Origin of the sequence: Rothia sp. (in: high G+C Gram-positive bacteria) (assembly GCF_030540545.1) — a bacterium.
In the GTDB taxonomy this organism is placed as follows: domain Bacteria; phylum Actinomycetota; class Actinomycetes; order Actinomycetales; family Micrococcaceae; genus Rothia.
The window spans coordinates 235853-261177 of sequence record NZ_JAUNVZ010000001.1; the positions used below are offsets into that span (position 1 = coordinate 235853).

A 25325-nucleotide genomic window follows, 5' to 3' on the forward strand; every position below is an offset into this window, starting at 1 on the left:
CACGCCCCGTATGGTGCTTTGTGAAGGAATGCTATACGGGGCTTTAGTGTATCTTAGCTCTCTATCTATATTGATGAAATTCTATATACAGAATTTTTCTATCAATGTTCAATAGGGGCGAAATTTAGCGTCATTTTCAGGTTTTGTTCAGCTTCAGCGCGCTAAAATGGTTCTATATGCCCATGCTTTCTTCCGGCGTGCCCAATTCAAGGGTCGGTGGGGAGCGTCCCGCTTGAAGTGTGGAGGTAAGACACACGTGACCGAACAATACCCGGGCGTACCCGAACGCATCCAGCTCATGGATGAAAACGGTACCGTCCACGAACACCCGGTTTTCAGCGCCTATGTGCAGGATGTTGACGCATCCCTGCTGCGTGACGCCTACCGCCTGATGTATCTGACCCGCCGTTTCGATGACGAGGCAACCGCCCTGCAGCGCCAGGGTAAGCTCGCCCTGTGGGTACCCAGCCGCGGCCAGGAAGCAGCCCAGGTTGGTTCCGCTTTCGCCTTCGCGCCCAATGACTACATCTTCCCCCAGTACCGCGAACACGCAGTGGCACTGCACCGCGGTGTGGACGTGCGGGGACTCATCGAAATTTTCGGCGGCGCAGCAACCGCCGGCTGGGATCCGCGCAAGCACAATCACCACGTGCTGACCAAGGTGCTCGGCGCCTCCACCTTGCACGCGGTGGGCTACGCCATGGGCCTGAAACTCGATGCACGCATTGCCGAAGAAACCGGCCAGCTGCAGACCGGCCAGGGTCAGGCAACCGACCCCGCCACCGATAGCGTGCCGCCCTCGGTCATTAGCTACTTTGGTGACGGCACCTCCACCGAGGGTGATGTGCACGAGGCAATGGTCTTCGCTGCCTCCTTTGATGCACCCGTGCTCTTCTTTGTGCAGAACAACCGCTGGGCTATTTCGGTGCCTTTTGATGTGCAGTCCCGCGTGCCGATTTCTACCCGCGCCGCAGGTTACGGCTTTGAGGGTCTGCGCGTGGACGGTAACGATGTGCTCGGCACCCTGGCTGTTACCCGCTACGCCATGGAAAAAATCCGCAAGGGCGAAGGCCCCGTGCTGATTGAGGCGGAAACCTACCGTCTGGGCGCGCACACCACTGCCGATGATCCCACCAAGTACCGCACCGATGAGGACCTGGCAGGTCCGCTCAAGGCCGACCCGCTGATCCGCATGGAGAAGTACCTGCGCGAGAACTCCTATGCTGATGATTCCTTCTTTGAAGAGATCGAATCGGAGGGTCAGAAGCTCGCCGATTACGCCCGCGAGGTGGCATTGAACCTGCAAGCGCCGGACTTTGACTACTTCTTTGACCGCGCCTATGCAGCCCCGCATGCGCAAGTTGAGCAGGAACGCGCGGAATACCGCGAGTACATGGCAGGCTTCGAGGAGGAATAATGAGTGCTCAGATTGAACGCATGACCCTTGCCAGGGCAATTACTCGCGCCTTGGATGATGCCCTGACCGAGGACCCCAAGGTCGTTATGATGGGCGAGGATATTGGCCAGCTCGGCGGCGTGTACCGCATTACCGAGGGTCTTATGGCTAAGCACGGTAAGCATCGCGTGATGGATGCGCCCCTGGGTGAATCCGGCATTATCGGTACCTCCATTGGTCTGGCGCTGCGCGGCTACCGCCCGGTGCCCGAGATTCAGTTCGACGGTTTCGTTTTCCCCGGTTACGACCAGATCACCAGCCAGCTGGCAAAGATCCATAATCGTACCGATAAGCAGTACACCGTGCCGGTGACTATCCGTATTCCCTACGGCGGTCTGATTGGCTCTGTGGAGCACCACTCCGAGTCTCCCGAGGCGCTCTTTGCTCACACCGCGGGTCTGCGTATTATTACGCCCTCCAGCCCGCACGACGCCTATTGGATGACCCGCAAGGCCATTGAACACCCCGACCCGATTATTATTTTCGAGCCCAAGCGTCGCTATTGGCTCAAGGGTGAAGTGGACTTCTCGGATACCTCCTTTGACCCGTTTAAGGCTCAGGTGGTTCGCGAGGGTACCGACGCAACCATTGTTGCTTATGGCCCGCTGGTTCCTACCGCTCTTGCTGCTGCCGAAGCTGCTGCTGAAGAGGGTCGCTCCGTTGAAGTGATTGACCTGCGTTCCATTTCCCCGATGGATGTGCCCACGGTGGCTGCCTCGGTGGAGAAGACTGGCCGCCTGATTATTGCCCACGAGGCACCGCGTTTTGGTGGTGTGGGTGGTGAGCTCGCGTCGGCTATTTCTGAGCGTTGCTTCTTTAGCCTGAAGTCCCCGGTGATGCGCGTGGGCGGCTACTACCTGCCCTACCCCGTTTCGGGTGTTGAGGAAGAGTATGTGCCCGATATGGATCGCATTCTGGATGCCGTGGATCGAGCATTTGAGTACGAGCTCTAAGAACTAAATAAATTCCCGCGAAGAATATAGATGTTTATCTATATTCCCTAGCGAAAGGCTAGAATGTCCCAGATTTTTGAGCTGCCCGATGTGGGCGAAGGCCTGACCGAAGCAGAAATTCTCTCCTGGAAGGTAGCTGTCGGCTCCCAGGTCGCCATTAACGATGTGCTGGTAGAAATCGAAACCGCCAAATCCGTGGTGGAGCTACCCTCCCCCTACGCGGGTACCGTAGAGAAGCTCTACGCCGCCGAGGGTGACACCGTTGAGACCGGCTCACCCATCATCGCCATTAGCGGCGGTGAAGCCAGCGGTAGCGACGCCCCCGCTCCGGCAGCAGAATCCCTGCCCGAGGCGGTCACCTCCGAGCCCGATAGCGATTCCCGCCCGCTGGTCGGTTCCGGTCCCAAGGCCGATACCGTCAAGCGCCGCGCCCGCAAGTCCCGCACCGCGCCCATTGCCTCCAGCCCGGTAGCTACCGCAGCTGCCAGCGCACCGGCACAGCCCGTAGTCCCCGCAGAACCCCTGCTGGGTCACGCGCCCGTAGACGCCGGCGGACGCAATGCCGGTCTGCTCTCCGAGCTTGCCGACCGCGCCTCCAAGCTGGTGGAAAATAGCCCCCTGAACACCGTGGTGCAGCGTCTGACCGGCACCCAGAATGCACCCGCACAGACGGCACCCCAGGCACCTGCAACCCCCGCCGTGGCACAGACCCTGGCGGCACCTCCCGTGCGCCTTGCCGCCAAGGAAATGGGTGTGGATTTGACCCAGGTACCGCCCACCGGTTCCCGCGGCCAGGTGACCAAGCAGGATCTGCTCAACTACGTGGCTCACCTGAACGACGTGCAGGAATCCTACGATAAGCACTGGTACCCCTCCACGAGCACCGGCGACCGCATTGAGCGTATCCTCGTGCGCGGCGTGCGCAAGGCGACCGCTAAGGCTATGGTTCACTCCGCCTTTACCGCCCCGCACGTCTCGATTTTTGTGGATGTGGATGCAACCCGCACCATGGAGTTCGTCAAGCGTCTGAAGAAGTCCCGCCACTTTGAGGGTATTAAGGTGACCCCGCTGCTGGTGCTTGCTGCCGCCGTGATTTGGGCTGCTGAGCGTAACCCGCAGGTCAACGCCACCTGGACCGACTCCGAGATTCAGATTAAGCACTATATGAACCTGGGTATTGCTGCGGCAACCCCGCGCGGTCTGATGGTGCCCAATATTAAGGATGCTCAGGAGCTGTCCCTGCGCGAGCTGGCGGTGGCTCTGAATAACCTGACCACCCGCGCCCGCGAGGGTAAGACTCAGCCTGCTGAGATGGCAAACGGTACCCTGACCATTACCAATATTGGTTCCCTGGGTATTGATACCGGTACCCCGATTATTAACCCGGGTGAGGTTGCTATTGTTGCCTTCGGTACCATCAAGCAGAAGCCCTGGGTGGTGGATGGTGAAGTGATTCCTCGCTGGGTGACTACCCTGGGCGGTTCCTTCGACCACCGTCTGCTGGACGGCGACCTTTCGGCTCGTTTTATGGCCGATGTTGCCGCGATTCTTGAAGAGCCGGCAATGCTTCTGGACTCCTAAATATAGGCGCTAAACCATAGAAGCCCGCCGCCCTCGATAATAGAGGGCGGCGGGCTTTTCGCTATCTTTTAGGTGGTTAACCTAGTGTTCAACACTCGGGTAGCGCTCCACACGGCGGTGATAAATACGACCGCATAGACCACCCAGCAGAGCACCCAGCAGGGCAATGAGCAGGAAGAGAACAAAAGCGAGGAAACCGTTGACCTGCACCGAAGTGGTCAAGAAGGACTGAGCCGAGAAGGGCGCAAAGGAGCCGCTGAACTGACCCGGCATAGCGGCGGTAAGCACACTGGCAATACCGACGCTAAGCACCAGCCACAGCCATACCGACCAACCCTGCTTCACCGGGGCAAAGCGCGCCATGCGAGCAGCGGTATAACCGCCAGCCCACGCAGAGAGCAGATAGCTACCACCCAGCAGGCTCGCGTAAAGCACGCCGTTGCTACCCTGAGCCAGCAGCTGGCTGACGGTATCCGGGGCGCTGGGTAGGGAAGCACCGGCGGGCAGAATCGCCGGAGCTGCCACATGCAGCACCAGGCTAATAGCCCAGGAGAAGAAAGAGAAAGCACCCATGAAAGCCGCCAGACCCATCAGCCCCGGAATAATCTGCATGCGGCCAAAACGCTGCTGCTGAGCGCTGAGAGCATCGCTAGGTTCCATCTCGGGGGAGAAAAGATCGGTCTCCGCGCCGGATACATGGGCTGAGGGCGCCGGGGTAGAAACGGCAGCAGCGGAAGAGGCTCCAGGAATAGTAGCCTCGGGCGCTGCAGCGGGCGCAGAAGCTGCGGGAGCAACCTGCGGAATAGCGGTAGTAACTGCCGCGGGTACTGCCGGGCGCAGAAGGGAGGTTACCGGGGTGGTTGCCTCCTCATCCGGGGTGTCCAGCCAGCTAATATCGCCGGAGGCGGGAGCCTCATAGGCGGACTGGGGCGCACTTTCGCGCTGGGCAGCGGCGGGGGAGGGCGCGGCATTCTGCAGCAGGGACTCATCCAGCAGGACGGTCGCCTCATCGCTGGCAAAAGCTGCATCCCAGGCGCTGTGATCGCTGCGCTGCGCCTGTTGCGAAGACGCCGACTGCTGGGGGTTCTGGGGGTTAGGAATCTGGCTCATATCTACCTATCGATGGATCGCTCAAGAGATAACTACTGCGAAGAAGAGTAGAACTCTTCGGCAGCGGCAATCTCTTCAGCACTGTACTGGTGCGGGTGCGCCGGGCGCTCATCCTCGCCCACATAGCGAATAACACGTGCCGGATTACCCACCGCAATAGCATGAGCGGGGATATCCTTGGTGACAACCGATCCGGCACCGATGACCGCATTATCCCCAATGCTCACGCCGCCGAGAATAATAGCGCCGCCACCAATCCACACATTGGAACCAATGCTAATGGGCTCGCCACCCTCCCAGAATGCCTTGCGGTCACCGGGGTTCAGCGGATGAGTGGGGGTCAAAAATTGCACATTCGGGCCCACCAGCACATAGTCGCCAAAGGTTACCGGGGCGACATCCAAAATGGTGGTGTTGAAATTAAAGAAACAGTGGTGACCAATAAAAGTATTGGTGCCGTAGTCAAAGGTCAGCGGCGGGCGCATATGCGATTTCTCGCCGTAGGCACCCAGTCCACCGCGCAGCAGCTCATCGGCCTGTTCCTGCTTACCTTCACGGTAGAGCTGGGCGTAATCCTGCGCAATGGAATAAATCGATGCCGTAATAGCGGCGCATCCTGCATCCGGCTTATAGACGGTACCGGCAACCATGCGACGATAAACCTCCCCGTGCTCAGTATCGAAAACAGCGGGGGTGGTGGTCAGCGGTGCGGGGGAATCAGAAACGCTCATTTTACTTTCCGTAGAACAGATACATCAGCAGAATAATCAGTGCGCCGACAGCAATAACCAGCAGACCGGCGATCAAAAAGCGTTTGGAAATTTCACGCAGCAGCTGCTTGAAGAGCTGGTCGTAGTACTCGTCCTGTTTTTTACCCATAACTACCAGTCTACCCGCTGGAGCATAAAAATTCGTAGGGTATTCCCAGCTTGTGAGCTTGGTGTTTGGCGCGCGCAAAAGGCACAATCGAACTATGACCAACGCGCAGTTTTCTCCCGCCGGTTCTGCACCGGTTGTTATTCCCGATAATCCGCTTAAAGAGCGACCCTGGTTGAAGGATTATTCTCCCGGGGTGGCAGCCAATGTGCAGCTTCCCGAAACTTCCCTAACTCACCTGATGGAGGAGGCAGTTCGTGCCGTGCCCTCCAAGGTTGCGTTGGAGTTCTTCGGCGCGACCACCACCTACGCCCAGCTGGGTGAGCAGATTGAGCGCGCTGCTGAGGGTTTGCGTCGCGCAGGTGTGCAGGCGGGCGACCGTGTGGCTATTATTCTGCCCAATTGCCCGCAGCATATTGTTGCTTTCTACGCGATTGTGCGCCTGGGCGCGATTGTGGTTGAGCACAACCCCCTGTACACCGGTGCTGAGCTGCGCCATATGTTTGAGGATCACGGCGCCAAGGCGGCGATTGTGTGGGATAAGATTGCCGAGCATGTGACCGGCCTGCCCGCTGATATTCGCCCCTCTCATATTTACGCGGTGAATATGGTCTCGGCTATGCCTGCAACCATGCGCGCTATGCTCAAGCTGCCGGTGAAGAAGGCACGCGAGTCTCGCGCCAAGCTGGAGGGTGCAGCTCCGGGCACCACGAGCTGGAAGCAGCTGCTCAAAAATGAGCGCCTGAGCGCTGACCACCACCGCCCCGGTGCGCACGATGTGGCTCTGCTGCAATACACTTCAGGTACGACCGGTCTGCCCAAGGGCGTTATGCTCACCCACCGTAATCTTGAATCTAATGGTCGTATGGGCGAGGCGTGGATTCAGCCCGGCGATGACGAAGTGATTTACTCGGTGCTGCCTCTTTTCCATGCCTACGGTATGACCCTGGGCTTGACCATTTCAGCCCTGTGCCGCGCTAAGCTGGTTCTTTTCCCCACCGTGGATATGGACCTGATGCTCAAAGCAATGAAGAAAAGCCGCCCGACCGTGCTGCCCGCGGTGCCTCCGGTGTATCGTCGTCTGCTGGATGTGGCGAAGGAACGCGGCGTGTCTCTGCAGGGTATTCGCTATGCGGTATCCGGTGCAATGAACCTGCCCCCGGAATTGGTGGCTGAGTGGGAGGAAGCCTCCGGCGGTTATATGGTGGAGGGTTACGGTCTGACCGAGTGTGCGCCGCTGGTCTCCTGCAATCCGCTCAACGACACTCGTCGTGCTGGTTCTATCGGTATTCCCTTCCCGAGCACCGATATTCGCGTGGTGGATCCCGAGACCCTGGAAGACGTTGCCCCCGGCCAGGAGGGCGAGCTGTGGGTGGCTGGGCCTCAGCGTTTTGCCGGCTATTGGAAGCGCGAGGAGGATACTCAGCGCACCATTACTGCCGATGGCTGGTTGCGTACCGGTGATATTGTGCGCCTGGATGAGGACTTCTTTATTCAGATTGTGGATCGCATTAAGGAAGTTATTATTACCGGCGGCTTTAATGTTTCGCCCACCGAGGTTGAGATTGCCCTCAAGCAGCACGATTCTGTGGCGGATGCCGCGGTGGTGGGTATTCCTCAGCCTGGCGGTGGCGAGATGGTGGTTGCTGCGGTGATTGCGGCTCCCGGTTTTGTGCCTCAGGAGCATGAGCTGCGCGAGCATTGCTATGAGCGTGTGACGCGCTATAAGGTGCCGCGCCGCGTGGTGGTAGTTGATGATTTGCCGCGTTCCATGCTGGGTAAGGTGCTGCGCCGTAAGGTGCGTGAGCAGCTGCTGGCTTCGGGCGAATTCGACGCTTAAGGCTCAATACTCCTCACAGGGTGGGGTGGGTAGTGAATACTACTCGCCCCACTTTTGTGCCCTGGATGGTATGTACACACATCGAGCAAGCACCTGGCTTGCTCTGTTGCTGTATGACGGCATATTTCGTAATATTACGAAATATTACGTTCATGACGGTGTATGTCTTCTTAAATGGAAACAACTACCACCCGAGAGCCTGCCCATGCTCTAATAAAAGCACACTATCTATCTCATCCAGTTAGCACGGGCACCGCGCGGTATTGCGCCACCCCGCGATAGCAGGAATCCAGGAAAACCAACAGAAAGTTTCATAGCCGTGAAGAAGTTTGTTGCAGCACTCGCTGTTTTGCCCCTTGCCATCGGTCTGTCCGCTTGCGGTTCCGCAAGCAACACCGCCAAGGACGATAACAAGGTTGTCATTGGTGTGGTTGGCAGCGAAAGCGTGAACCAGGTCCTCAAGGACGAAGCAGCCAAGCAGGGCATCACCATCGAATACCGCGAATTTTCCGCGTACACCGAGCCCAACCCTGCACTGGAGTCCGGCGATACCGACATGAACCGCTTCCAGCACATCCCCTACCTGGCAAACTACAACGTTGCCAACGACAAGGAACTGGAAGTTGTCGGCCCCACCGTTATCTACCCCATGGCACTGTTCTCCAAGAAGCACAAGAGCCTGAACGACATCCCCTCCGGTGGCACCATCGCGATCCCCAACGACACCGTCAATGAGGCACGTGCCCTGAACCTGCTGGAAGCAAACGGCCTGGTCAAGTTCAAGAGCGACAACATCTACATGCCCAAGGTTGACGACGTGGACACCTCCGCTTCCAAGGTTAAGGTCACCACCCTGGACGCGACCCAGACCGTCACCGCAATGGAATCCGTGGACGCATCCGTGGTCAACAATGACTTCATTAAGGACGCAGGCCTGGAGCCCAAGGATGCCCTGGCACAGGACGACCCCAAGAACCCCAAGGCACTGAAGTACGCAAACCTCTTCGTTTCCAAGAAGGAAAACGCAGATAAGGAAAGCTACAAGAAGGTCGTGGAAATCTACCACACCGAGCCCGTGCAGAAGGTTGTTCAGGAAGAAACCAAGAACACTGCTGTAGAGGTTAAGGCAAGCGCACAGGAGCTGCGTGAGCTGCTCAAGCAGGAGCAGGAAAACATTAAGAAGCAGAAGTAAGCTTCACCCGTGAACAAGCGGTAAACCGAGAACACCGGTTTACCGCTGTTCGCGTCTCATCGCAGAACCAAGAATAATACTTATCTGCACCAGATATTGAACAATCACCGGGCATACCGGAAGAGAAGAGTAAAGCGAGCGGCAATGAGCGAGAATGCACAGCCCACCACCGCCGAACCCATGGTCGTCCTGGATAAGGTCACCAAAGAATACGGCAAAGGTGACAAGATCGTCACCGCGGTCAACAACGTATCCCTGACCATTAACAAGGGCGAAATCTTCGCCATTATCGGCTACTCCGGTGCCGGTAAGTCCACCCTGGTCCGCATGATCAACGGTCTGGAATCCACCACCCGCGGCACCCTGACCGTGGACAGCTTTGAAATCTCCGGCAAGACCGATAGCCAGCTACGTCAAGCCCGCACCAATATCGGCATGATCTTCCAGCAGTTCAACCTCATGAACTCCCGCACCGTTGCCTCCAACGTGGAATTTCCCCTGAAGATCGCCGGCTGGGATAAGGCAAAGCGCCGCGCTCGCGTAGCAGAAATGCTCGAATTCGTGGGTCTTGCTGACCGCGCAGGCCACTACCCCAACCAGCTCTCGGGCGGTCAGAAGCAGCGCGTGGGTATCGCCCGCGCCCTGGCAACCAGCCCCTCCCTGCTGCTGGCGGACGAATCCACCAGCGCGCTGGACCCGGAAACCACCCAGGAAGTGCTCGCCCTGCTCAAAAAGGTGAACCGCGAACTGGGTATTACCGTGGTCGTTATTACCCACGAAATGGACGTGGTCTCCTCCATCGCCGACCGTGTAGCCGTCATGGAAACCGGCCGCGTGGTTGAAGAAGGCAATGTCTACGACGTGTTCTCCAACCCGCAGACCGAGGTGGCAAAGCTCTTTGTGGCAACCACCGTCAAGCTCGCCCCCACCGGCAGCGAGGCAGCAAGCCTGCGCGCAACCCACAAGGGTTACCTGGTCAACGTGGAAATTGTGGAAGGCAACCAGGAATTGGGTAAGGTACTTTCCCGCCTGAGCGAACGCAATATCCGCTTTAACATTGTTCAGGGCGGTATTGAAACCCTGCAGGGCAAGGCCTACGGCACCCTAACCCTGGAACTGATCGGCGAAATTACCAGTGTTGACGCAGCCATTGCCGAACTGGGCACCGTTACCCGCGTGCAGGAGGTGCGCTAATGTTTACCCCTAACTCTGTACCCGTCGCCGCTAAGGAATTCACCGGCGCTGAATGGAGCGATTTTATTAGCTCCAAGCTGGTCCCCGCCATCTGGGACACCCTGTACATGGTCTCAGCAACCATGATCATCGCCGGTTTTATTGGCCTGATCATCGGTGCACTGCTGTACACCACCCGACCCGGCAATATTTTCGCTAACCGTTTCGTCTACGGCGTGCTTAACGTGCTGGTCAATATTGTTCGCCCGATCCCCTTCATTATTTTGATTGCGGCACTGGGCAACTTGACGAATATTGTGGTGGGTACCCGCCTGGGCGTGAACGCGGCAATCTTCACCATGAGCTTCGGCGCGGCATTCGCTATTGCCCGCATTGTGGAGCAGAATATGGTCTCCATCGACCCGGGCGTGGTCGAGGCGGCTCGCGCAATGGGCGCCTCCAAGCTGCGTATTCTCTTCACCGTGATGATTCCCGAAGCTCTCGGCCCCTTGATCCTGGGCTACACCTTCATCATTATCGGTGTGGTGGATATGTCCGCTATGGCAGGTTATGTCGGTGCGGGCGGTCTGGGTAAGGTCGCCCTGGTGGACGGCTACCAGCGCTTCAATGACGGCGTGACCTGGGCTGTTGTGGCTATTATTATTGTGCTGGTGCAGCTGGTTCAGCTGGTCGGTAACACCCTGGCGAAGAAGGTTCTGCGCCGCTAAAAGCCGCTATACCGTATAGAAATATCCCCGTCGTCCCTGTGGACGGCGGGGATACTCTTTTACGGCTAGTATTTAGGATGCGCTCGCCTGCGCCCAGCGCTGTGCCAATGCCAAAAGATCCGGGTCGGTAAAGGAGGTAAACACACCGTGGCCGGCCGGGGTGCTCTCACTGGCGCCCTCGGGGGCAAAGACCAAAAGCTTTGTACCGGCATCGCGCGCAGCCTGCGCACCGGCAGCAGAATCCTCAAAGGTAATCGTGAACGCAGGATCGCCACCGAGACGACGCACCGCCTCCAGGTACATATCCGGGGCAGGTTTACCTGCGGGCACGTCATCACTACTGACCCAGGTCTGCACCAGCTTAGCGTGACCGTAGGTGTCCATCTTCAGCTTCAAAATACCGGCGGTAGAATTCGACGCCACCGCTACCGGCATAAACTGCGCCAAAAATGCCATGAACTCGTATGCGCCCTCAATCATCTGCACACCGGAGCTAATCACCTCGTGCTCCACGGTCATCAGCTCGTGCAAGGTTGCGTCACGGTGAGCAATAAACGCCTCAGTATTCGCGCGGTCGCCGGTGTAGGAAAGATCGGCGAGCACATCAGCCACCTGCGGTGCACTTAAACCCGTCAGGCGCTCCTCCAACTCCAGCGAGAAGGGGATATTCCACTTCTCAAAAAGCTCACGCTGCACACTATTCCACGCGGTTTCAGAATCCAGCAGCACCCCATCGCAATCAAAAACAGCGCAGGTGGGCACCCAGGACTCGGGAAGATCATGATTCAACATGGCTTAATTCTATCTTCTCAACCTCGCAACAATTAGAGCGCAGAAACCGGTTTGGACGTCACCGAACGCAGCAGCGGGGCAGTAGCCAGCAGCGCACAATGCACCAGCAGCACACCAACCACAATAGACGCCAAGACCAAACCCAGCGTATAGAGCAGCGACACACCGCTCAGAGCACTACCCATTAAAGGCCCCACCAGCAGCAACGCAGCAGCAGCCGACATAGTACTGACCAGCACCAGCGGACCCATCACCACCAGACGGCGCGAAGCACCCAAAACCCTACGCGAAGCACCCATCATATGCAGCGAAGAATACAGAGAAGACCGCTCAAAAATCGCGGCGCTCTGATTCAACAGAGCAGAAATAGCCACCAGCACAAAAGAAATACTCAGCAGCAGGAACAAACCCTGCCACATATCAGCAACTAGAGTAGATTGCGCAACATCCTGGCTCGCTCTCGACACTTGCGCAATAATCGAAAAAATCGGGCCTAAAAACGCCACTGTGAAAGTAGACATCGCCACCCCCGACACCTGACGCCAGGCCGCCCGTGGAGACTCCAAAATAGCGCGATACGCTAAGAGCGCATGAGGCTTAGAGGTGCGCTTAACCGCAATTTTTGCGTACAAACCCACCACAAAAGTACCCAGCAAATCCATCGCCACCATGCCCAAAAGCACCGGCAAACCAAGAATCAGGGCAACAATGAATAAAAGAACCGTATAGCTTACCCCGGCCTGGGCGGTGCTCTGCATCAGAGACTGCGCGAGCACCGAAAGCACAATAGCCGCACCAAAAATTACCAGGGCGCCCACCAGCAGCCTGCGCGATAAAGGGGCAGCCGACACGCGCTGACGCACACCCAGCGGGCTAATAGAGACCTTCGAGAGACCAAAAAGACTACTGACGGTAGCAACCACCAGGAAAAATAGGGCGCAATACCCAATCCCTTTGGGAGAAAGAGCCATATACCGCGCCTGCAGAGGAAAACCCTGAAAACGCAAAGTACCCAGCGGCTGAATGAGCAGAGCATAAAGCCCAACACCGAGCACAAAACCAATCAGTGCGTAGGCGAGGGCATCCAGCACCGTCATCATGGTCAGACGCGCAGTAGAAGCACCCAGCAGACGCAAAGTAGCCAAACGGTCATCACGGCGACGGGCACTAAGCCGAGCAGCCGAAGCACCCAGAGTAAAGAGCGGAAAAATCAGCAACAAGCCGGCAAACCAGGCACAAAATTGGTAAAAAGGAGCCATCTGTACCGCCTCACGATAGACCGCGGAAGCACCGGTGGCTCTGTAGGGCACCCAGAGATAAAAAGCCTGAATGCCGCCGGCCACCGTCAAGAGCGAGGCCGCCGAGGCAGCAAAAGCTAAAATCGGCAAAATAGCCTGTGAGGAAAAGAAAGTGCGGCGGGCAATAAGAGAATATACCTGCATTAGGCACCCCAATTCTGCTGATGCTGCGCGGGAGCCTGAGGCGTCTGCTGAATTGTGTTTTGGGGCGCCTGCTGTGTCTGCTGCGCTGAATCGCTCACAATCACACCGTCACGCACATGAATCACCCGCTGGCACGCCTGAGCCACCGCAGGATCATGAGTGACAATCACCAGAGCCGTATTCGAGGTCGTCACGTTCAGCAGCACCTGCATCACCTCACGCGCCGTGGCACTATCCAAAGCACCCGTGGGCTCATCGGCAAAAATAATCGGAGCATCATTCACCTGTGCCCGGGCAATAGCCACACGCTGCGCCTGACCACCCGAAAGCTCACCGATACGGCGGTTTCCCAGCGCGCCCAAACCTAGCTGCTGCAGCAGCTGCTGAGCCCGAGTACGCGCCTGCGAACGCGACATACCGGCCAGCATCGCCGACAAAGCAATATTCTCGCTCGCGGTCAGCTCCGGAACCAGCAAACCCTGCTGAAACACAAAACCGAAATGAGAAGCACGCAACGCCGTACGCTCGGCGTTGCTCATCGCCGCAATATCACGGTAACCCTGGGCATTACGCAGAAACACGCTGCCCGCATCGGGCTGAATAATACCGCTCAAAATATGCAGCAGCGTGGTCTTACCGCTGCCCGACGGACCCATAATCGCCACCGACTGGCCCGGGAAAATATCCAAGGATACCTGATGAAGCACCGGGTTAAAACCATAGGTTTTACTCAAGGAACGGGCACTAATAATCGGCTGCACTGCAGCAGCCGGTTGCGCGGCGGCGTTTACCTGCTGCCCACCGGGCGCAATAGAAGCTGACGGCGGATAAGAACCAGAAGGGGAGTGCATAAATTCAGTCATATATTCAGTATCCCAGAGACACAAACAAGGCCGTGTACAACCACAGTATGAAAATCTTGCGTATACAGAATCCCGCCGCTATATACACAGCATCCGCCGGCGCCCAAATGTCATAATGGGAATATGAGCACAAAACCCACACGTCTAATCCTGATCCGCCACGGCCAAACCGACTGGAACCTCGCCCACAAATTCCAAGGTGGCAGCGATATTCCCCTCAACGACACCGGCCGCTCCCAAGTCGCCGAAGCCATTGACTCCCTCAAAGCGCTAGAAACCGAAGGCGTGCATATTGACGGCGTGGTCTCCTCCCCGCTCATTCGCGCGGTAGAAAGCGGCCAGATTATCGCCCGCGGCCTGGACGTACCCTTCATCGGCACCTACGAAGGCCTGCAGGAACGCAGCTTTGGAGACCTGGAAGGCCGCGAAGCCACCGCCGAACTCATCGCCCAGGCACGCGCAGGGCTGAACCCCACCGTTGAGCCGCGCGAAGAATTCATTACCCGCGCCCTGGCAGCCATTAACCGCATCCGCAATGAACACGAAGGTAAAACCATTGTGGTCGCAGCCCACGGCATGCTCATCTCCATGGTCATGGGCGAACTCTACCGCCACGTGCCCGCCGAACTGACTGAAGACCCCTTCGTGCCCGGCGTGCTCATCTACCCCATTCCGCGCAATGCCGAACTGGTGCACGTGCCCCTGGAACTCATGGACGCCGCCATTGACCGCATTGTTGTGCGTGCCAATGAGCCCGAACTGGATCCCGAAGACCTACCCACGGGCGCCCTGGACGGCAGCCTGACCCTGATCCGCCACGGCCAGACCACTTGGAATAAAGCCGAACTCATGCAGGGCACCACCAATATTCCCCTCAATGACACCGGTCGCGCCCAGGCATACGACACCGGTGCCGTGCTTGCCGCCCGCGGCCTGCACTTTGATGTGCTCATTAGCTCCCCGCTGATTCGCGCCGCCGAAACCGCTCGCATTGTGGGCGAACGCTTCGATTTGAGCATTGGCGCCACCGATGCCGAGCTGGTCGAACGCTACTACGGCACCGCCGAGGGACTGCGTATTCCCGACACCCAGCTGCGCTCGCCCGAACGCTACTGGCCCGGCGTGGAGAGCGACCACGATGTGTATATTCGTGGCGTGCGCGCCCTGCGCCGTATTGTGCGCGAGCACCCCGGCGCCCACATTATGGTCGTCTCCCACGGCTCCTTTATTCGCCGCACTTACTCCGCCGCCCTGGGTCAGGAGCACCGCCCCGCCATTCCCAACGCCGAGCCTATCGCCTTTGATATTGCCGGCCTATTCGCCTGGTCCTCGCGTGAATGGTTTGGCGCTGATCTGCACGCGCAGGCAGCAGCTCACGCCGCCGAGCGTATGCAGAGTGTTCGTGTCGACTAAGGCTATCAAAGCGGCAGCGCGCCCTGCTCCTATAACCGGACGCTGGGCGCGCGGAACCCTCTGGGCGCTGCTGACACTCTGGGCTCTAACGGTCACAGCCATTGTTTTTGCACCCGTGCGCGTGGACGATAACGCCGCAGGAGGTGCCCTGGACGCCTGGTTGGCTCAGGCCCATAGTAACGGGCTGCCCGAGTGGATTAACCACTCGAGTATTGAACAGACCGCCAATATGGTCATGTTTATGCCCGGAGGTTTCGCTCTCTGCTTGCTACTGGGCTGGCGATTCTGGATGCTCTACGCCGGATTTATTGTCTCCGCCGCCATTGAAATCATTCAATTCTTTATGCCCGAGCGCGTGGGGGATTGGCACGATGTGCTTACCAACGGCACCGGTCTAGCGTTGGGCGCTCTGGCCGGTTGGGCGGTCTTGACAGTGCGCTCGCGTAGACTGTCCACGCGCGCTACCTCGTCCGCTGCCGCATAGAAATACCATTCAAAAGCCCACATAAACACACATAGACCCACATTCACCCGCGCGGGTGAATGTGGGTTTTATAGTGAAAAAGGCGCTAAAATAGGTGAGTTCACACAAAATATATTGACGTGCCCACATAAACGCACATAAAATCAAATGTGATTTAGTTTAGCGCGGTAAAAACCCACCTAAACTCACATTGCGGGCTGCTGCCCACCATAAGCGTACGGTCAACCCGTGCACACCCCGTACCCTCGAGAAGAAAGTGATGTGAGAGATGTTCGCTGAAGAACGCCGCGCTGAAATAGCCAAACTCGTCGCCGCAGCACGCCGCGTCAACGGCGCAGAACTGGCGCGCCGCTACGACGTCACCATGGAGACCGTGCGCCGCGACCTGGCGGTCCTGGAAGAGGCCGGCAAGCTACGCCGCGTGCACGGTGGCGCCGTGACCGTGGAACAGTCCACCGCCCTGGAATCCTCCATCGCCTCCCGCCAGCTGCTGAACAACTCCGAAAAGCGCCGCATTGCAGCCAAGGCCTATGAACTGCTGGCAGACTCGGAAATCGGCTCCATCGTGCTGGACGCCGGCTCCACCATTGAAGAACTCGCCGAAGAGATCGCAGCCAACGACTTTCGCCTCAAGACCGGCAATGACCGCCTGGTCATTACCCACGCACTGCATATTGCCGTCAAGCTCGCCGAAGCCGAAGGTGTTTCCCTGGAATTGGTGGGCGGCCACCTGCGCAAAATGACCTGGGCGGCAGTGGGTAGCCGCGCAGCAGAATACTTTAATACCATCCGCCCCGACGTTGCCTATATTGGCGCCAACGGCCTGGCGGCAGGATTTGGACTAACCACCCCCGGCATGAATGAGGCCATTGTAAAAACCGCCCTCATTAAGGCCGCGCGTCGCGTGGTGCTCCTGGCAGACTCCGCAAAATTCCATCGGGAAGCCCTGGTGCGTTTTGCAACCTTTGAAGATATTGACATCCTCATTACCAACCGCGCCCCCGACGGGGAACTTGCCGCGGCATTGGAAGAGGCAAATGTGGAGGTGATTATCGCGTGATCCTAACCCTGACCGCGAATCCCAGCATGGACCGCACCATTGAGCTGAGTGCACCCCTGGCGCACGGCGCCGTTCAGCGAGCCGCCGCTGCTGTTCAGGACCCGGGTGGCAAGGGCGTGAATATTTCCCGAGCCCTGCACGCCGCCAGTGTGCCCACCGAGGCCATTGTGCCCGGCGATGCTCACGACCCGGTGCTGACCGTACTCACCGAGCAGCATGTGGCGTATTCCAATCTGCCCACCGGCGAGCCCATCCGCTCCAATATCACCGTAGTTGACCCGGACGGTACCACCACCAAGCTCAACGCACCCGGTACCCGTTTCGATCAGCCCCTGCGCGAGGCGCTGGATGCCCTGGTGATTGAGCGTGCCCTGGCAACTAATGCCCACTGGGTGATTCTTGCCGGTTCCCTGCCCGCGGGTCTGCCCAGCAGCTACTATGCTGAGCTGATTGCTGCTCTGCGCGCGGCTGGCTTTGAGGGCAAGATTGCTCTGGACACCTCCGAGCAGACCCTGATTGACTCCCTGGCTCAGGAGGCTAAGCCCAGCCTGATTAAGCCCAACTCCGAGGAGTTGGCTCAGCTGACCGGCGCCTCCTCCTGGGAGGAGCTGGAGTCCAGTGCAGAGCTGACCGCTCGCACCGCGGCGTCTCTGCTCGGTGGCGGCATTGAATATGTGCTGGCAACCCTGGGCGGTGGCGGCGCGGTACTGGTGACCGAATCCGGCGCATGGCACGCAATTCACGAACCCATTAAGGTGCGTAGCACCGTGGGTGCGGGCGATAGCTCCCTCGCCGGTTTTGTGATTGCCTCCGAGGCGGGTGCATCCCCCGAGGATGCTCTGCTGAGCGCGGTTGCCTATGGTTCTGCAGCGGCTTCTCTGCCCGGCACTCGTATGCCTGTCCCGGCTGAAATCAGCATTGATAAGGTAACTCGTCGCGAGCTGGCTCTCTAAGTTTTTCCCTCATATTCGGGGGTCTATAGATTTTGGGGTATCGGTATTGCCGGTATTCCGCACACACATCCTGCTTATATAGCTTGTTAGATATATAGCTGAAACCACTCACTAAACCCGAGGAGGGTAGCATGTCTGATCTGATCACCACGGATCTCGTCCTGATGGACGAAAACCTGGGCGACTCTCGATTCGACGTAATCCAGGCACTGGCACAGGCGGTTGTCGGCGCGCAGCGCGCAACCGACTTCGAGCAGCTCTACGCGGATGCCAAGGCACGCGAATCCAAGACCGACACCGGCATTCCCGGCGGTATCGCCATCCCTCACTGCCGCTCCGCAGCAGTGACCGAACCGACCCTTGCCATGGCACGCCCCAACCCCGCCGTAGACTTCGGCGCAAAGGACGGCCCGGCAGACTTGATCTTCTTCATCGCAGCACCCGATGGCGCAGACCAGGCACACCTGAAGCTGCTCTCCACCCTGGCACGCTCCCTGATGAAGAAGAGCTTCACCGCATCCCTGCGCGAGGCAACCAGCCGCGAAGAAATCGTGGAACTGGTCAACCAGGCACTCGGTCTTGCCCCCAAGGCTGAAGAAGCAGCACCGGCAGCAGCCCCCGCCGAAAAGGCAGAGGAAGCTCCCGCAGTAGATCTGGGCAAGAGCGAAGAAGCAGCTCCTCAGAAGAAGCTGGTCGCCGTGACCGCATGCCCCACCGGCATTGCGCACACCTATATGGCAGCTGACGCCCTCAAGTACGCTGCTGAAGAGCTGGGCTACGACCTGAAGGTTGAAACCCAGGGCTCCTCCGGCAATGAGACCCTGACCCAGGCTGATATTGACGAAGCCGATGCAGTGGTCTTCGCCGTGTCCGTGAATGTGCGTGATCGCGGCCGTTTCGCGGGCAAGCCCTACGTGGAATCCCAGGTTAAGCGCGGTATTGACGAGCCCGAGGCAATGCTCAACGAAGCACTGGCAGAGGCCGCTAACCCCAATGGCGCGCGTGTTGCAGCGGTAACCGCGGGTGCCTCCGAAGAGGCCTCGGGCGCGTCCGGCCTGAGCTGGAGCTCCATCTACAAGGCACTGATGACCGGTGTCTCCTACATGATTCCCTTCGTGGCTGCCGGCGGTATTCTGGTGGCTCTGGGCTTCATCTTCGAGTCCATTACCGTGGCAAACCTGGGTGATGTGAACACCAAGGACATTCTTGCCAATAATGACTTCTTCGGCCAGATGAACGTGCACTGGACCCTGTACCTGGGTGCAGTACTGCAGACCATCGGTGGTATGGGTCTGAACCTGATGGTTCCGGCTCTGGCAGCCTACATTGCGTACGGTCTTGCCGGTCGCCCCGGTATTGCACCGGGCTTTATTGCCGGTACTGTGGCAACCACCGTTGGCGGCGGCTTCCTGGGCGGTATCGTGGGCGGTCTGCTCGCCGGTGTCTTCGCCTACGGTCTGGGTCAGCTCAAGCTGCCCCGCTGGCTCGGCTCCATGATGCCCGTGGTCATTACCCCTCTGCTGACTTCCCTCTTCGCCGGCGGCATTATGTACATTCTGCTGGCTGGCCCGCTCAAGGCTGCAACTGACGGTCTGCAGTCCTGGCTGACCGGTATGTCCGGTACTTCCGCTGTGGTTCTGGGTCTGATCCTGGGCGCTATGATGGCATCCGATCTGGGCGGTCCCATTAACAAGGCAGCGTACCTCTTTGCAGCAACCGGCCTGTCTGCAGGCGGAGATGTGAATAAGGAAATCATGGCGGCTGTGATTATCTCCGGTATGGTTCCCCCGCTGGCAATGGCTCTGGCAACCGCCCTGCGCCCCAAGGCGTTCAGCGAGGCTGAGCGTGAAAACGGCAAGGCAGCATGGCTGCTGGGTGCATCCTTCATCTCTGAGGGTGCGATTCCCTTTGCTTCTGCTGACCCGCTGCGCGTAATCCCCGCCTCCATCGTGGGTGGCGCTGTTGCAGGCGCTATCTCTATGGGTGCACATGTTGCTTCCCCGGCACCTCACGGCGGTATTTGGATCATTGGTTTGACCTCCAACCCCCTGATGTTCCTGGCGGCTGTTGTAGCCGGCACCGTGGTCAGTGCCCTGCTGTACCTGCTGCTGAAGGCTATCGGTTCCAAGGCTAAGCAGGACGCCTAGTATTTAGGCTTGTCCACTGACTAAAAATATGTGTTCAGACTACCCCCAGCGCACCATTCCCGGTACACTGGGGGTAGCCACATAGACTACGTAAGGAAATATTTCCATGACTACCTACAATGGTGTCGGCGTCTACGCCGGCCGCGTGATTGGTCCCGTTCTGCAGATGCCCGAGCCCATTAAGGAGCCCGCTGCATCCCTGCGTCTGAACGGCGAAAGCGTTGAAGAAGCTTCGCAGCGTATTAAGGACGCATCCCAGCGCGTGAAGGAAGACCTGCTCGCCCGCGCAGAGAACGCATCCCGCGACGGCAAGGCAGTGCTCAAGTCCACCTCCCAGATGGCAACCGACCGCGCCCTGCTCAAGAGCGCAATCAAGCTGGTTGAGACCCAGGAGCTGGCACCCGAGCGCGCAATCTGGGAAGCAGCAACCGCATTCGCTGACCAGATGAAGGCACTGGGCGGTTACATGGCTGAGCGCGTGACCGATATTCACGATGTGCGCGCCCGCATTGTGGCTGATCTGACCGGCCAGCAGGCACCCGGCATCCCCTTCTCCGAGGAGCCCTTCATCCTGGCTGCTATTGACCTGGCACCGGCTGATACCGCAACCCTGGACCCCGAGAAGGTTATCGCACTGATTACCTCCGACGGTGGCCCCCAGGCACACACCGCTATTCTGGCTCGCGGTCTGGGTCTGCCCGCAATCGTGGCAGCTAAGGGCGTGACCGAGATTGAAAACGGCACCGTGGTGTACCTGGACTGCAATGACGGCCTGGTCAACACCGAGCCCACCGAGGCTGAGCGTGAAGCAGCTGTTAAGTACGCAAACCGCAAGCCCGTTGCTGAATTCGACGGTCAGGGCGTGCTGGCTGACGGCACCCGCGTTGAGATTTACGCAAACGTTGGTGACGGCAAGTCCGCTGAAAAGGCAGCTAGCCTGAACGCTGAGGGTGTTGGTCTGCTGCGCACCGAGTTCGGCTTCCTGGGCTACGATACCGAGCCCAGCGCAGAGACTCAGGCAGCAACCTACAAGTCCGTCTTCGACGCATTCCCCGGCAAGCACATTGTGGTCCGTACCCTGGATGCAGGCGCCGATAAGCCGCTGCCCTTCCTGAACGTGAAGGAAGAGGAGAACCCCGCACTGGGTGTTCGCGGTTTCCGTACCGACTGGACCGTTCCCGGCGTGCTGGAGCGTCAGCTGGAAGCTATTAAGCTGGCTTCCGAGGGCTCCGAGGCTGATATTTGGGTGATGGCTCCCATGGTCTCCACCGCATCCGAGGCACGCACCTTCGCGAATATGCTCAAGAAGGTCGGCCTGCCCACTCACGGTGTGATGGTTGAGACCCCCGCAGCAGCTGTGAACGCAGAGGCTATTCTGGGCGAGGTTGACTTCGTTTCCATCGGTACCAACGACCTGACCCAGTACACCATGGCAGCTGACCGCCTGCTGGGCGATCTGGCACACCTGAACAACCCCTGGCAGCCCGCTGTTCTGAAGATGATCAAGCTGACCGTCGAGGGTGCACAGCGTGCCTCCGTGACCGCCGGTAAGAAGAAGTACGTGAGCGTGTGTGGCGAGGCAGCAGCTGACCCGGCGCTGGCTGTGGTTCTGGTCGGCCTGGGCGTGGATACCCTGTCCATGAACGCAGGCGCTATCCCCGCCGTTGCCGCTGTGCTCAAGTCCGTGACCCGCGAGAAGGCTCAGCACATTGCTTCCAAGGTTCTGGAGCAGATTTCCTCCGCTGAGGCTAAGCAGATTGCACGCGAACAGCTGCCGGTTCTGGACGAACTGGGTCTGTAAAAGATTCTGTAGTTCATAGGCGAATGGCTAAACCCGGAAAAGATTACGCTCCTTTAGATACTGTGGGCGGGCTGTGAATTGAGCTTTTTTAGTCAAGAAGCTACGCATAGCCTGGCCTAAAAAGGTACAATAAGAGACGTGAACTTTTCCGGGTTTTCCGGTCACCAGAAGAAATAAATTGGGGTCTAAATAACCTTTAGCCCCGGTTACTAAAGGAGTAAAACATGGCAGAGCGCGAAGCCACCATTGCAAGCCGAGTTGGCCTGCACGCACGTCCGGCAGCTATCTTCGCTGAGGCAGCAGGCGACCTCCCCGTTGAGGTCACCATTGCAGCTAAGGGCGAGCCCGCTGACGAGGCTATGGACGCAGCTTCCATCCTGTCCCTGATGTCCCTGGGTGCAAAGCACGGTGACGTTGTTGTGCTGCGCGCAGAGGGCGAAGGTGCAGAGGAAGCACTGGAGACCCTGGTCAAGATTCTCGAGACCGACCACGACGCTGAGTAATTCCAGCTTCTGAAATATCCCGCCCCGCCGCTTTCGGTGAGGGCGGGATATTTTTATACTCAAAGAGACACTCACACGCACTATCACCGGGCGGTGTATCTCATAGTCTCTCAACCTATGAGAGAGATATAGCGACCGGTACAATCAGTGATAAGAAGTACATCAACGGGTCAGGACAGCATGAGCGATCACACAGACACCCCGGACAACCCGATCCACGGTATGCGCGCCCTCTCCGCCGAGCAGATTCAGCGAGCAAAAGAAACGCAGGCTAGCGCTACCGGCGAGGCAGCCCGTGCACTCGCTCAAGCCTATGGGGAAACCGACGCCTATCGTGCCGAGCAGCAGCGCGCAGAACAGCAGCGCACCCAGGCGCAGATCAGTCAAGCGCTGGCTGGCGAACAGCAGGAGCTTGCCCAACAAAACCCGATTAAAGCCGCCGCCGAAAAGGCAGCAACCGCAGCTATTCCCATTGTGCCCGCGCCCCCGCGCTTTGGCGGTACAGAAATAACCTCTGTGCCCTCCACCGCGCCCGTGTCGGTGGCAACCACCACCCTACCCGTGGTGGGTCGAGGAGCCGGCGGCCGCTGGGGTGTGCGCTCCCTCAAATCCTTTGTGCAGGTGGCTCCTGCGGCGCCTCCTGCGGCTCCTCGCGGTCGGGCGCGCATTCAGCAGCCTCAGTTTGCCCTCAATAAGTTTTCCGAGGAGAAGCGCCGTGCCGAGGCGCGCCGTAAAGAGGCTCTGCGCCGCGAGAAAGAGTACGCTCGCGACACCCTGAACTTTACCCTGCGCCTTGCCGAGGCGATGTTTCACTATGGCGCCGATGCGGTGGATGTTGACTCGGCGATTATTGCCGTATGCTCCGCCTACGGTCTGGATTCGGTAGATGTGGATATTACCAACCAGTCGGTGACCATTAACTACACCTCCGACCCGGATATCTACATGGAATCGCGCATTATTAAGCGCAATACCTCCTCCGAGGAGCGTTTTACTCATACCCTGGTGCGCGTGGTGCGATCCTCCACCGAGAACTCCGAGGCTCTGGCGGCAACTTACCGCCTGATTCACGATATTACTCAGGGCGGTATTAACCTCGATATTGCCGACCTGAAGCTGAGCGAAATCACTAATGGTCGTAAGCTCTACGCTCCGGCAATTGTCTGGCTTGCCAATATTATATGTGCGGGTACTCTTACCGCGGCGCTGGGTGCAAGCTGGGCGACCAGTGTTGCCGCTGCCATTATTTTTATCCCGGTGTACCTGATTATGTCCCGCCTGGCATCTATTGGTATGGCGAGTTTCTTCCGCATGGCGGTGGGCGCGGGTATTACCACCCTGTTGGCGATTATGCTCGGCGGGGACGGATCTTTCCTACACCGCCCGGGTGTGAGTATTTCTGCGCCACTAGTGGTGGCGGCGGGTTTGATTATGTTCCTACCCACCCCGCGCTTGGTGGCGGCGGTGCAGGACGCCATTAATGGTTTCCCTGTCACAGCGGCGGGTCGTTTTGTGTCCACCGGTATGAGTTTTGTGGGTCTGGTGGTGGGTATTGCCACCGCGGTGAGTATTTTGGCTCTTTTTGGCTGGCCCATGCTGGATATTGCGCAGACTCGTTTTGAGCCGGCGCCGCCCTGGATTTGGGCTACTTTTATGATTATTGCCACCGTCGCTTGGGCTGTGGCTATTCAGACCTCGTGGCAGAAGTGCCTGCTGGTGGCTGCGATTACCGCCTGCGGGCTGGGTACCTACTATGGGGTGCAGATCCTCTCGGGTGAGGGTACGGGTCGTGCGGCGACGGCTGCGGCTGCTTTTGTGATTGGTGCTCTGAGCACCTACACGGCCTATAGGTTGCATGCACCGCAGGCTATTTTCTCGATCCCCGCGCTGACCTTCCTGCTGCCGGGTCTATCTTTCTTCCGCGGTATGTACCTGCTGACGGTGGATACGGATGTGGTGGTCGGCGTACAGAATGCTGTTACCGCTGTTTCCTTGGTGCTGGCAATGGCAGCGGGCGTGGCTTTGGGTAACTACGTTATGCAATATGTTATGCAGCATGTGAGCGTATGGCGCGTGGATCGTCGTCAGGAAATGCGCGCTAAATCCTAATATATCCATTTATGCATATAACTAGAGGGCTATGGAATCTGTCCATAGCCCTCTAGTCTATTCACCGCGTGAACACGCCTAGCGAACCTGCCAATTAACCGGCTGCGCACCCTGTTCAACCAGCAGCTCATTCACCCTAGAAAAAGGACGCGACCCAAAGAAACCGCGACGCGCCGATAGAGGAGAAGGATGCGCCGACTCCACACACGGATAGGGAGCGAGCATAGGCGCCAGCTTACGCGCATCATTACCCCACAGCAGAGCCACCAGGGGAGTGCCCCGAGCAACCAGAGCTTCAATAGCGCACTGGGTAATAGCCTCCCAGCCCTTGGCACGATGAGAGCCCGCATCGCCCTCACGCACACTGAGCACACGGTTGAGCAGCATGACACCCTCATCAGCCCAGGAACTCAAATCCCCGTGCTCGGCAGGCTCATATCCCAAATCCTCCTGCAGCTCGGTGTAAATATTCTTCAGCGAACGGGGAATAGGGCGAACATCGCGATGCACCGAAAAAGACAGACCCATAGCGTGCCCGGCGGTGGGGTAGGGGTCCTGCCCGACAATAAGCACCTTGACCGAACTCATAGGTCGGGTAAACGCATTAAAAATCTCAACCCCGGGCGGGAAAGTACGCACACCGGCGGCGTGCTCGGCACGCAAAAAATCACCCATAGCGCGAATCTGCGGTTCCACAGGGGCTAAAGCACGGGCCCAATCGGCGGCCATAATATTCTCTAAAGCTTGCTGCATAGTGCCACTATAGCGTGTTGTGTCCGGTGCCTGCGGGCAGAAAAATAATCTATACCGGTGCTAGCACCGATCTACCACTTTTCTACCACTGATATA

General features: G+C 58.3%; 22 protein-coding genes. 15 read left to right on the top strand and 7 right to left on the bottom strand.

Annotation, left to right across the window (positions count from 1 at the left end; all coding sequences use genetic code 11):
* Positions 1-298: 298 nt before the first annotated feature.
* From Q4P78_RS01120 to Q4P78_RS01130, 3 genes are all read left to right on the top strand, one after another.
* A complete protein-coding gene (locus Q4P78_RS01120) occupies positions 299-1417 on the top strand; it encodes a thiamine pyrophosphate-dependent enzyme (RefSeq protein WP_368660886.1) in 1119 nt (372 codons plus the stop codon).
* Positions 1417-2409, top strand: coding sequence for an alpha-ketoacid dehydrogenase subunit beta (locus Q4P78_RS01125; protein ID WP_303338462.1), 993 nt, complete (start codon positions 1417-1419; stop codon positions 2407-2409). The genes Q4P78_RS01120 and Q4P78_RS01125 overlap by 1 nt, the downstream gene beginning before the upstream one ends.
* 63 nt (positions 2410-2472) lie before the next feature.
* Positions 2473-3990, top strand: coding sequence for a dihydrolipoamide acetyltransferase family protein (locus Q4P78_RS01130; RefSeq protein WP_303338463.1), 1518 nt, complete (start codon positions 2473-2475; stop codon positions 3988-3990).
* Between the two features lie 81 nt (positions 3991-4071).
* Here the strand turns inward: Q4P78_RS01130 and Q4P78_RS01135 are convergent, their stop codons facing one another.
* Genes Q4P78_RS01135 through Q4P78_RS01145 form a run of 3 tightly spaced genes read right to left on the bottom strand, consistent with a single transcriptional unit; the run spans position 4072 to position 5979 of the window.
* Positions 4072-5100 (bottom strand): hypothetical protein, encoded by a 1029-nt coding sequence (locus Q4P78_RS01135; RefSeq protein ID WP_303338464.1) that lies wholly within the window; start codon positions 5098-5100, stop codon positions 4072-4074.
* A gap of 32 nt (positions 5101-5132) precedes the next feature.
* Positions 5133-5831, bottom strand: a complete 699-nt coding sequence (locus tag Q4P78_RS01140; protein WP_303338465.1) for a sugar O-acetyltransferase — start codon at positions 5829-5831, stop codon at positions 5133-5135.
* A gap of 1 nt (position 5832) precedes the next feature.
* Entirely contained in the window at positions 5833-5979 is a 147-nt protein-coding gene (locus Q4P78_RS01145; protein WP_303338466.1) for a hypothetical protein, read from the bottom strand.
* 94 nt (positions 5980-6073) lie between these two features.
* Between Q4P78_RS01145 and Q4P78_RS01150 the strand changes: the two genes are divergently transcribed.
* The 4 genes from Q4P78_RS01150 (at position 6074) to Q4P78_RS01165 (ending at position 10909) form a co-directional block, all read left to right on the top strand.
* Positions 6074-7816, top strand: coding sequence for a long-chain-fatty-acid--CoA ligase (locus tag Q4P78_RS01150; RefSeq protein WP_303338467.1), 1743 nt, complete (start codon positions 6074-6076; stop codon positions 7814-7816).
* 319 nt (positions 7817-8135) lie between these two features.
* Positions 8136-9008, top strand: coding sequence for a MetQ/NlpA family ABC transporter substrate-binding protein (locus Q4P78_RS01155; protein ID WP_303338468.1), 873 nt, complete (start codon positions 8136-8138; stop codon positions 9006-9008).
* Between the two features lie 144 nt (positions 9009-9152).
* Positions 9153-10202, top strand: coding sequence for a methionine ABC transporter ATP-binding protein (locus Q4P78_RS01160; RefSeq protein ID WP_303338469.1), 1050 nt, complete (start codon positions 9153-9155; stop codon positions 10200-10202).
* Positions 10202-10909: a methionine ABC transporter permease gene (locus Q4P78_RS01165; protein ID WP_303338470.1), complete on the top strand. Its 708-nt coding sequence runs from the start codon at positions 10202-10204 to the stop codon at positions 10907-10909. Before Q4P78_RS01160 ends, Q4P78_RS01165 begins: the two co-directional genes overlap by 1 nt.
* Positions 10910-10981: 72 nt before the next feature.
* Here Q4P78_RS01165 and Q4P78_RS01170 read toward each other — a convergent pair whose 3' ends face one another.
* The 3 genes from Q4P78_RS01170 to Q4P78_RS01180 are packed head-to-tail and all read right to left on the bottom strand — an operon-like array spanning position 10982 to position 14006.
* Entirely contained in the window at positions 10982-11701 is a 720-nt protein-coding gene (locus tag Q4P78_RS01170) for an HAD family phosphatase (protein ID WP_303338471.1), read from the bottom strand.
* A 32-nt stretch (positions 11702-11733) separates the two neighbouring features.
* The gene (locus Q4P78_RS01175; protein ID WP_303338472.1) at positions 11734-13143 is read right to left on the bottom strand and encodes an FtsX-like permease family protein; all 1410 of its coding nucleotides are present in this window, start codon (positions 13141-13143) and stop codon (positions 11734-11736) included.
* A complete protein-coding gene (locus Q4P78_RS01180) occupies positions 13143-14006 on the bottom strand; it encodes an ABC transporter ATP-binding protein (RefSeq protein ID WP_303338473.1) in 864 nt (287 codons plus the stop codon). The genes Q4P78_RS01175 and Q4P78_RS01180 overlap by 1 nt, the downstream gene beginning before the upstream one ends.
* Before the next feature lie 123 nt (positions 14007-14129).
* On the opposite strand from Q4P78_RS01180, the gene Q4P78_RS01185 reads away from it, so the two are divergent.
* From Q4P78_RS01185 to Q4P78_RS01220, 8 genes are all read left to right on the top strand, one after another.
* Positions 14130-15419: a histidine phosphatase family protein gene (locus Q4P78_RS01185; RefSeq protein ID WP_303338474.1), complete on the top strand. Its 1290-nt coding sequence runs from the start codon at positions 14130-14132 to the stop codon at positions 15417-15419.
* On the top strand, positions 15409-15903 hold the full coding sequence (locus Q4P78_RS01190; RefSeq protein WP_303338475.1) for a VanZ family protein: 495 nt from the start codon (positions 15409-15411) through the stop codon (positions 15901-15903). Before Q4P78_RS01185 ends, Q4P78_RS01190 begins: the two co-directional genes overlap by 11 nt.
* 268 nt (positions 15904-16171) lie before the next feature.
* Positions 16172-16963, top strand: a complete 792-nt coding sequence (locus tag Q4P78_RS01195; protein ID WP_303338476.1) for a DeoR/GlpR family DNA-binding transcription regulator — start codon at positions 16172-16174, stop codon at positions 16961-16963.
* The gene (locus tag Q4P78_RS01200) at positions 16960-17916 is read left to right on the top strand and encodes a 1-phosphofructokinase family hexose kinase (RefSeq protein WP_303338477.1); all 957 of its coding nucleotides are present in this window, start codon (positions 16960-16962) and stop codon (positions 17914-17916) included. The genes Q4P78_RS01195 and Q4P78_RS01200 overlap by 4 nt, the downstream gene beginning before the upstream one ends.
* A 131-nt stretch (positions 17917-18047) precedes the next feature.
* On the top strand, positions 18048-20063 hold the full coding sequence (locus Q4P78_RS01205) for a fructose-specific PTS transporter subunit EIIC (protein ID WP_303338478.1): 2016 nt from the start codon (positions 18048-18050) through the stop codon (positions 20061-20063).
* 106 nt (positions 20064-20169) lie between these two features.
* Positions 20170-21864, top strand: a complete 1695-nt coding sequence (ptsP, locus tag Q4P78_RS01210; RefSeq protein WP_303338479.1) for a phosphoenolpyruvate--protein phosphotransferase — start codon at positions 20170-20172, stop codon at positions 21862-21864.
* 224 nt (positions 21865-22088) lie between these two features.
* The gene (locus Q4P78_RS01215; protein WP_303338480.1) at positions 22089-22367 is read left to right on the top strand and encodes an HPr family phosphocarrier protein; all 279 of its coding nucleotides are present in this window, start codon (positions 22089-22091) and stop codon (positions 22365-22367) included.
* Between the two features lie 180 nt (positions 22368-22547).
* Positions 22548-24476, top strand: a complete 1929-nt coding sequence (locus Q4P78_RS01220; RefSeq protein WP_303338481.1) for a threonine/serine exporter ThrE family protein — start codon at positions 22548-22550, stop codon at positions 24474-24476.
* A 78-nt stretch (positions 24477-24554) separates the two neighbouring features.
* Here Q4P78_RS01220 and Q4P78_RS01225 read toward each other — a convergent pair whose 3' ends face one another.
* A complete protein-coding gene (locus tag Q4P78_RS01225; protein WP_303338482.1) occupies positions 24555-25229 on the bottom strand; it encodes a uracil-DNA glycosylase in 675 nt (224 codons plus the stop codon).
* Between the last annotated feature and the right edge of the window lie 96 nt (positions 25230-25325).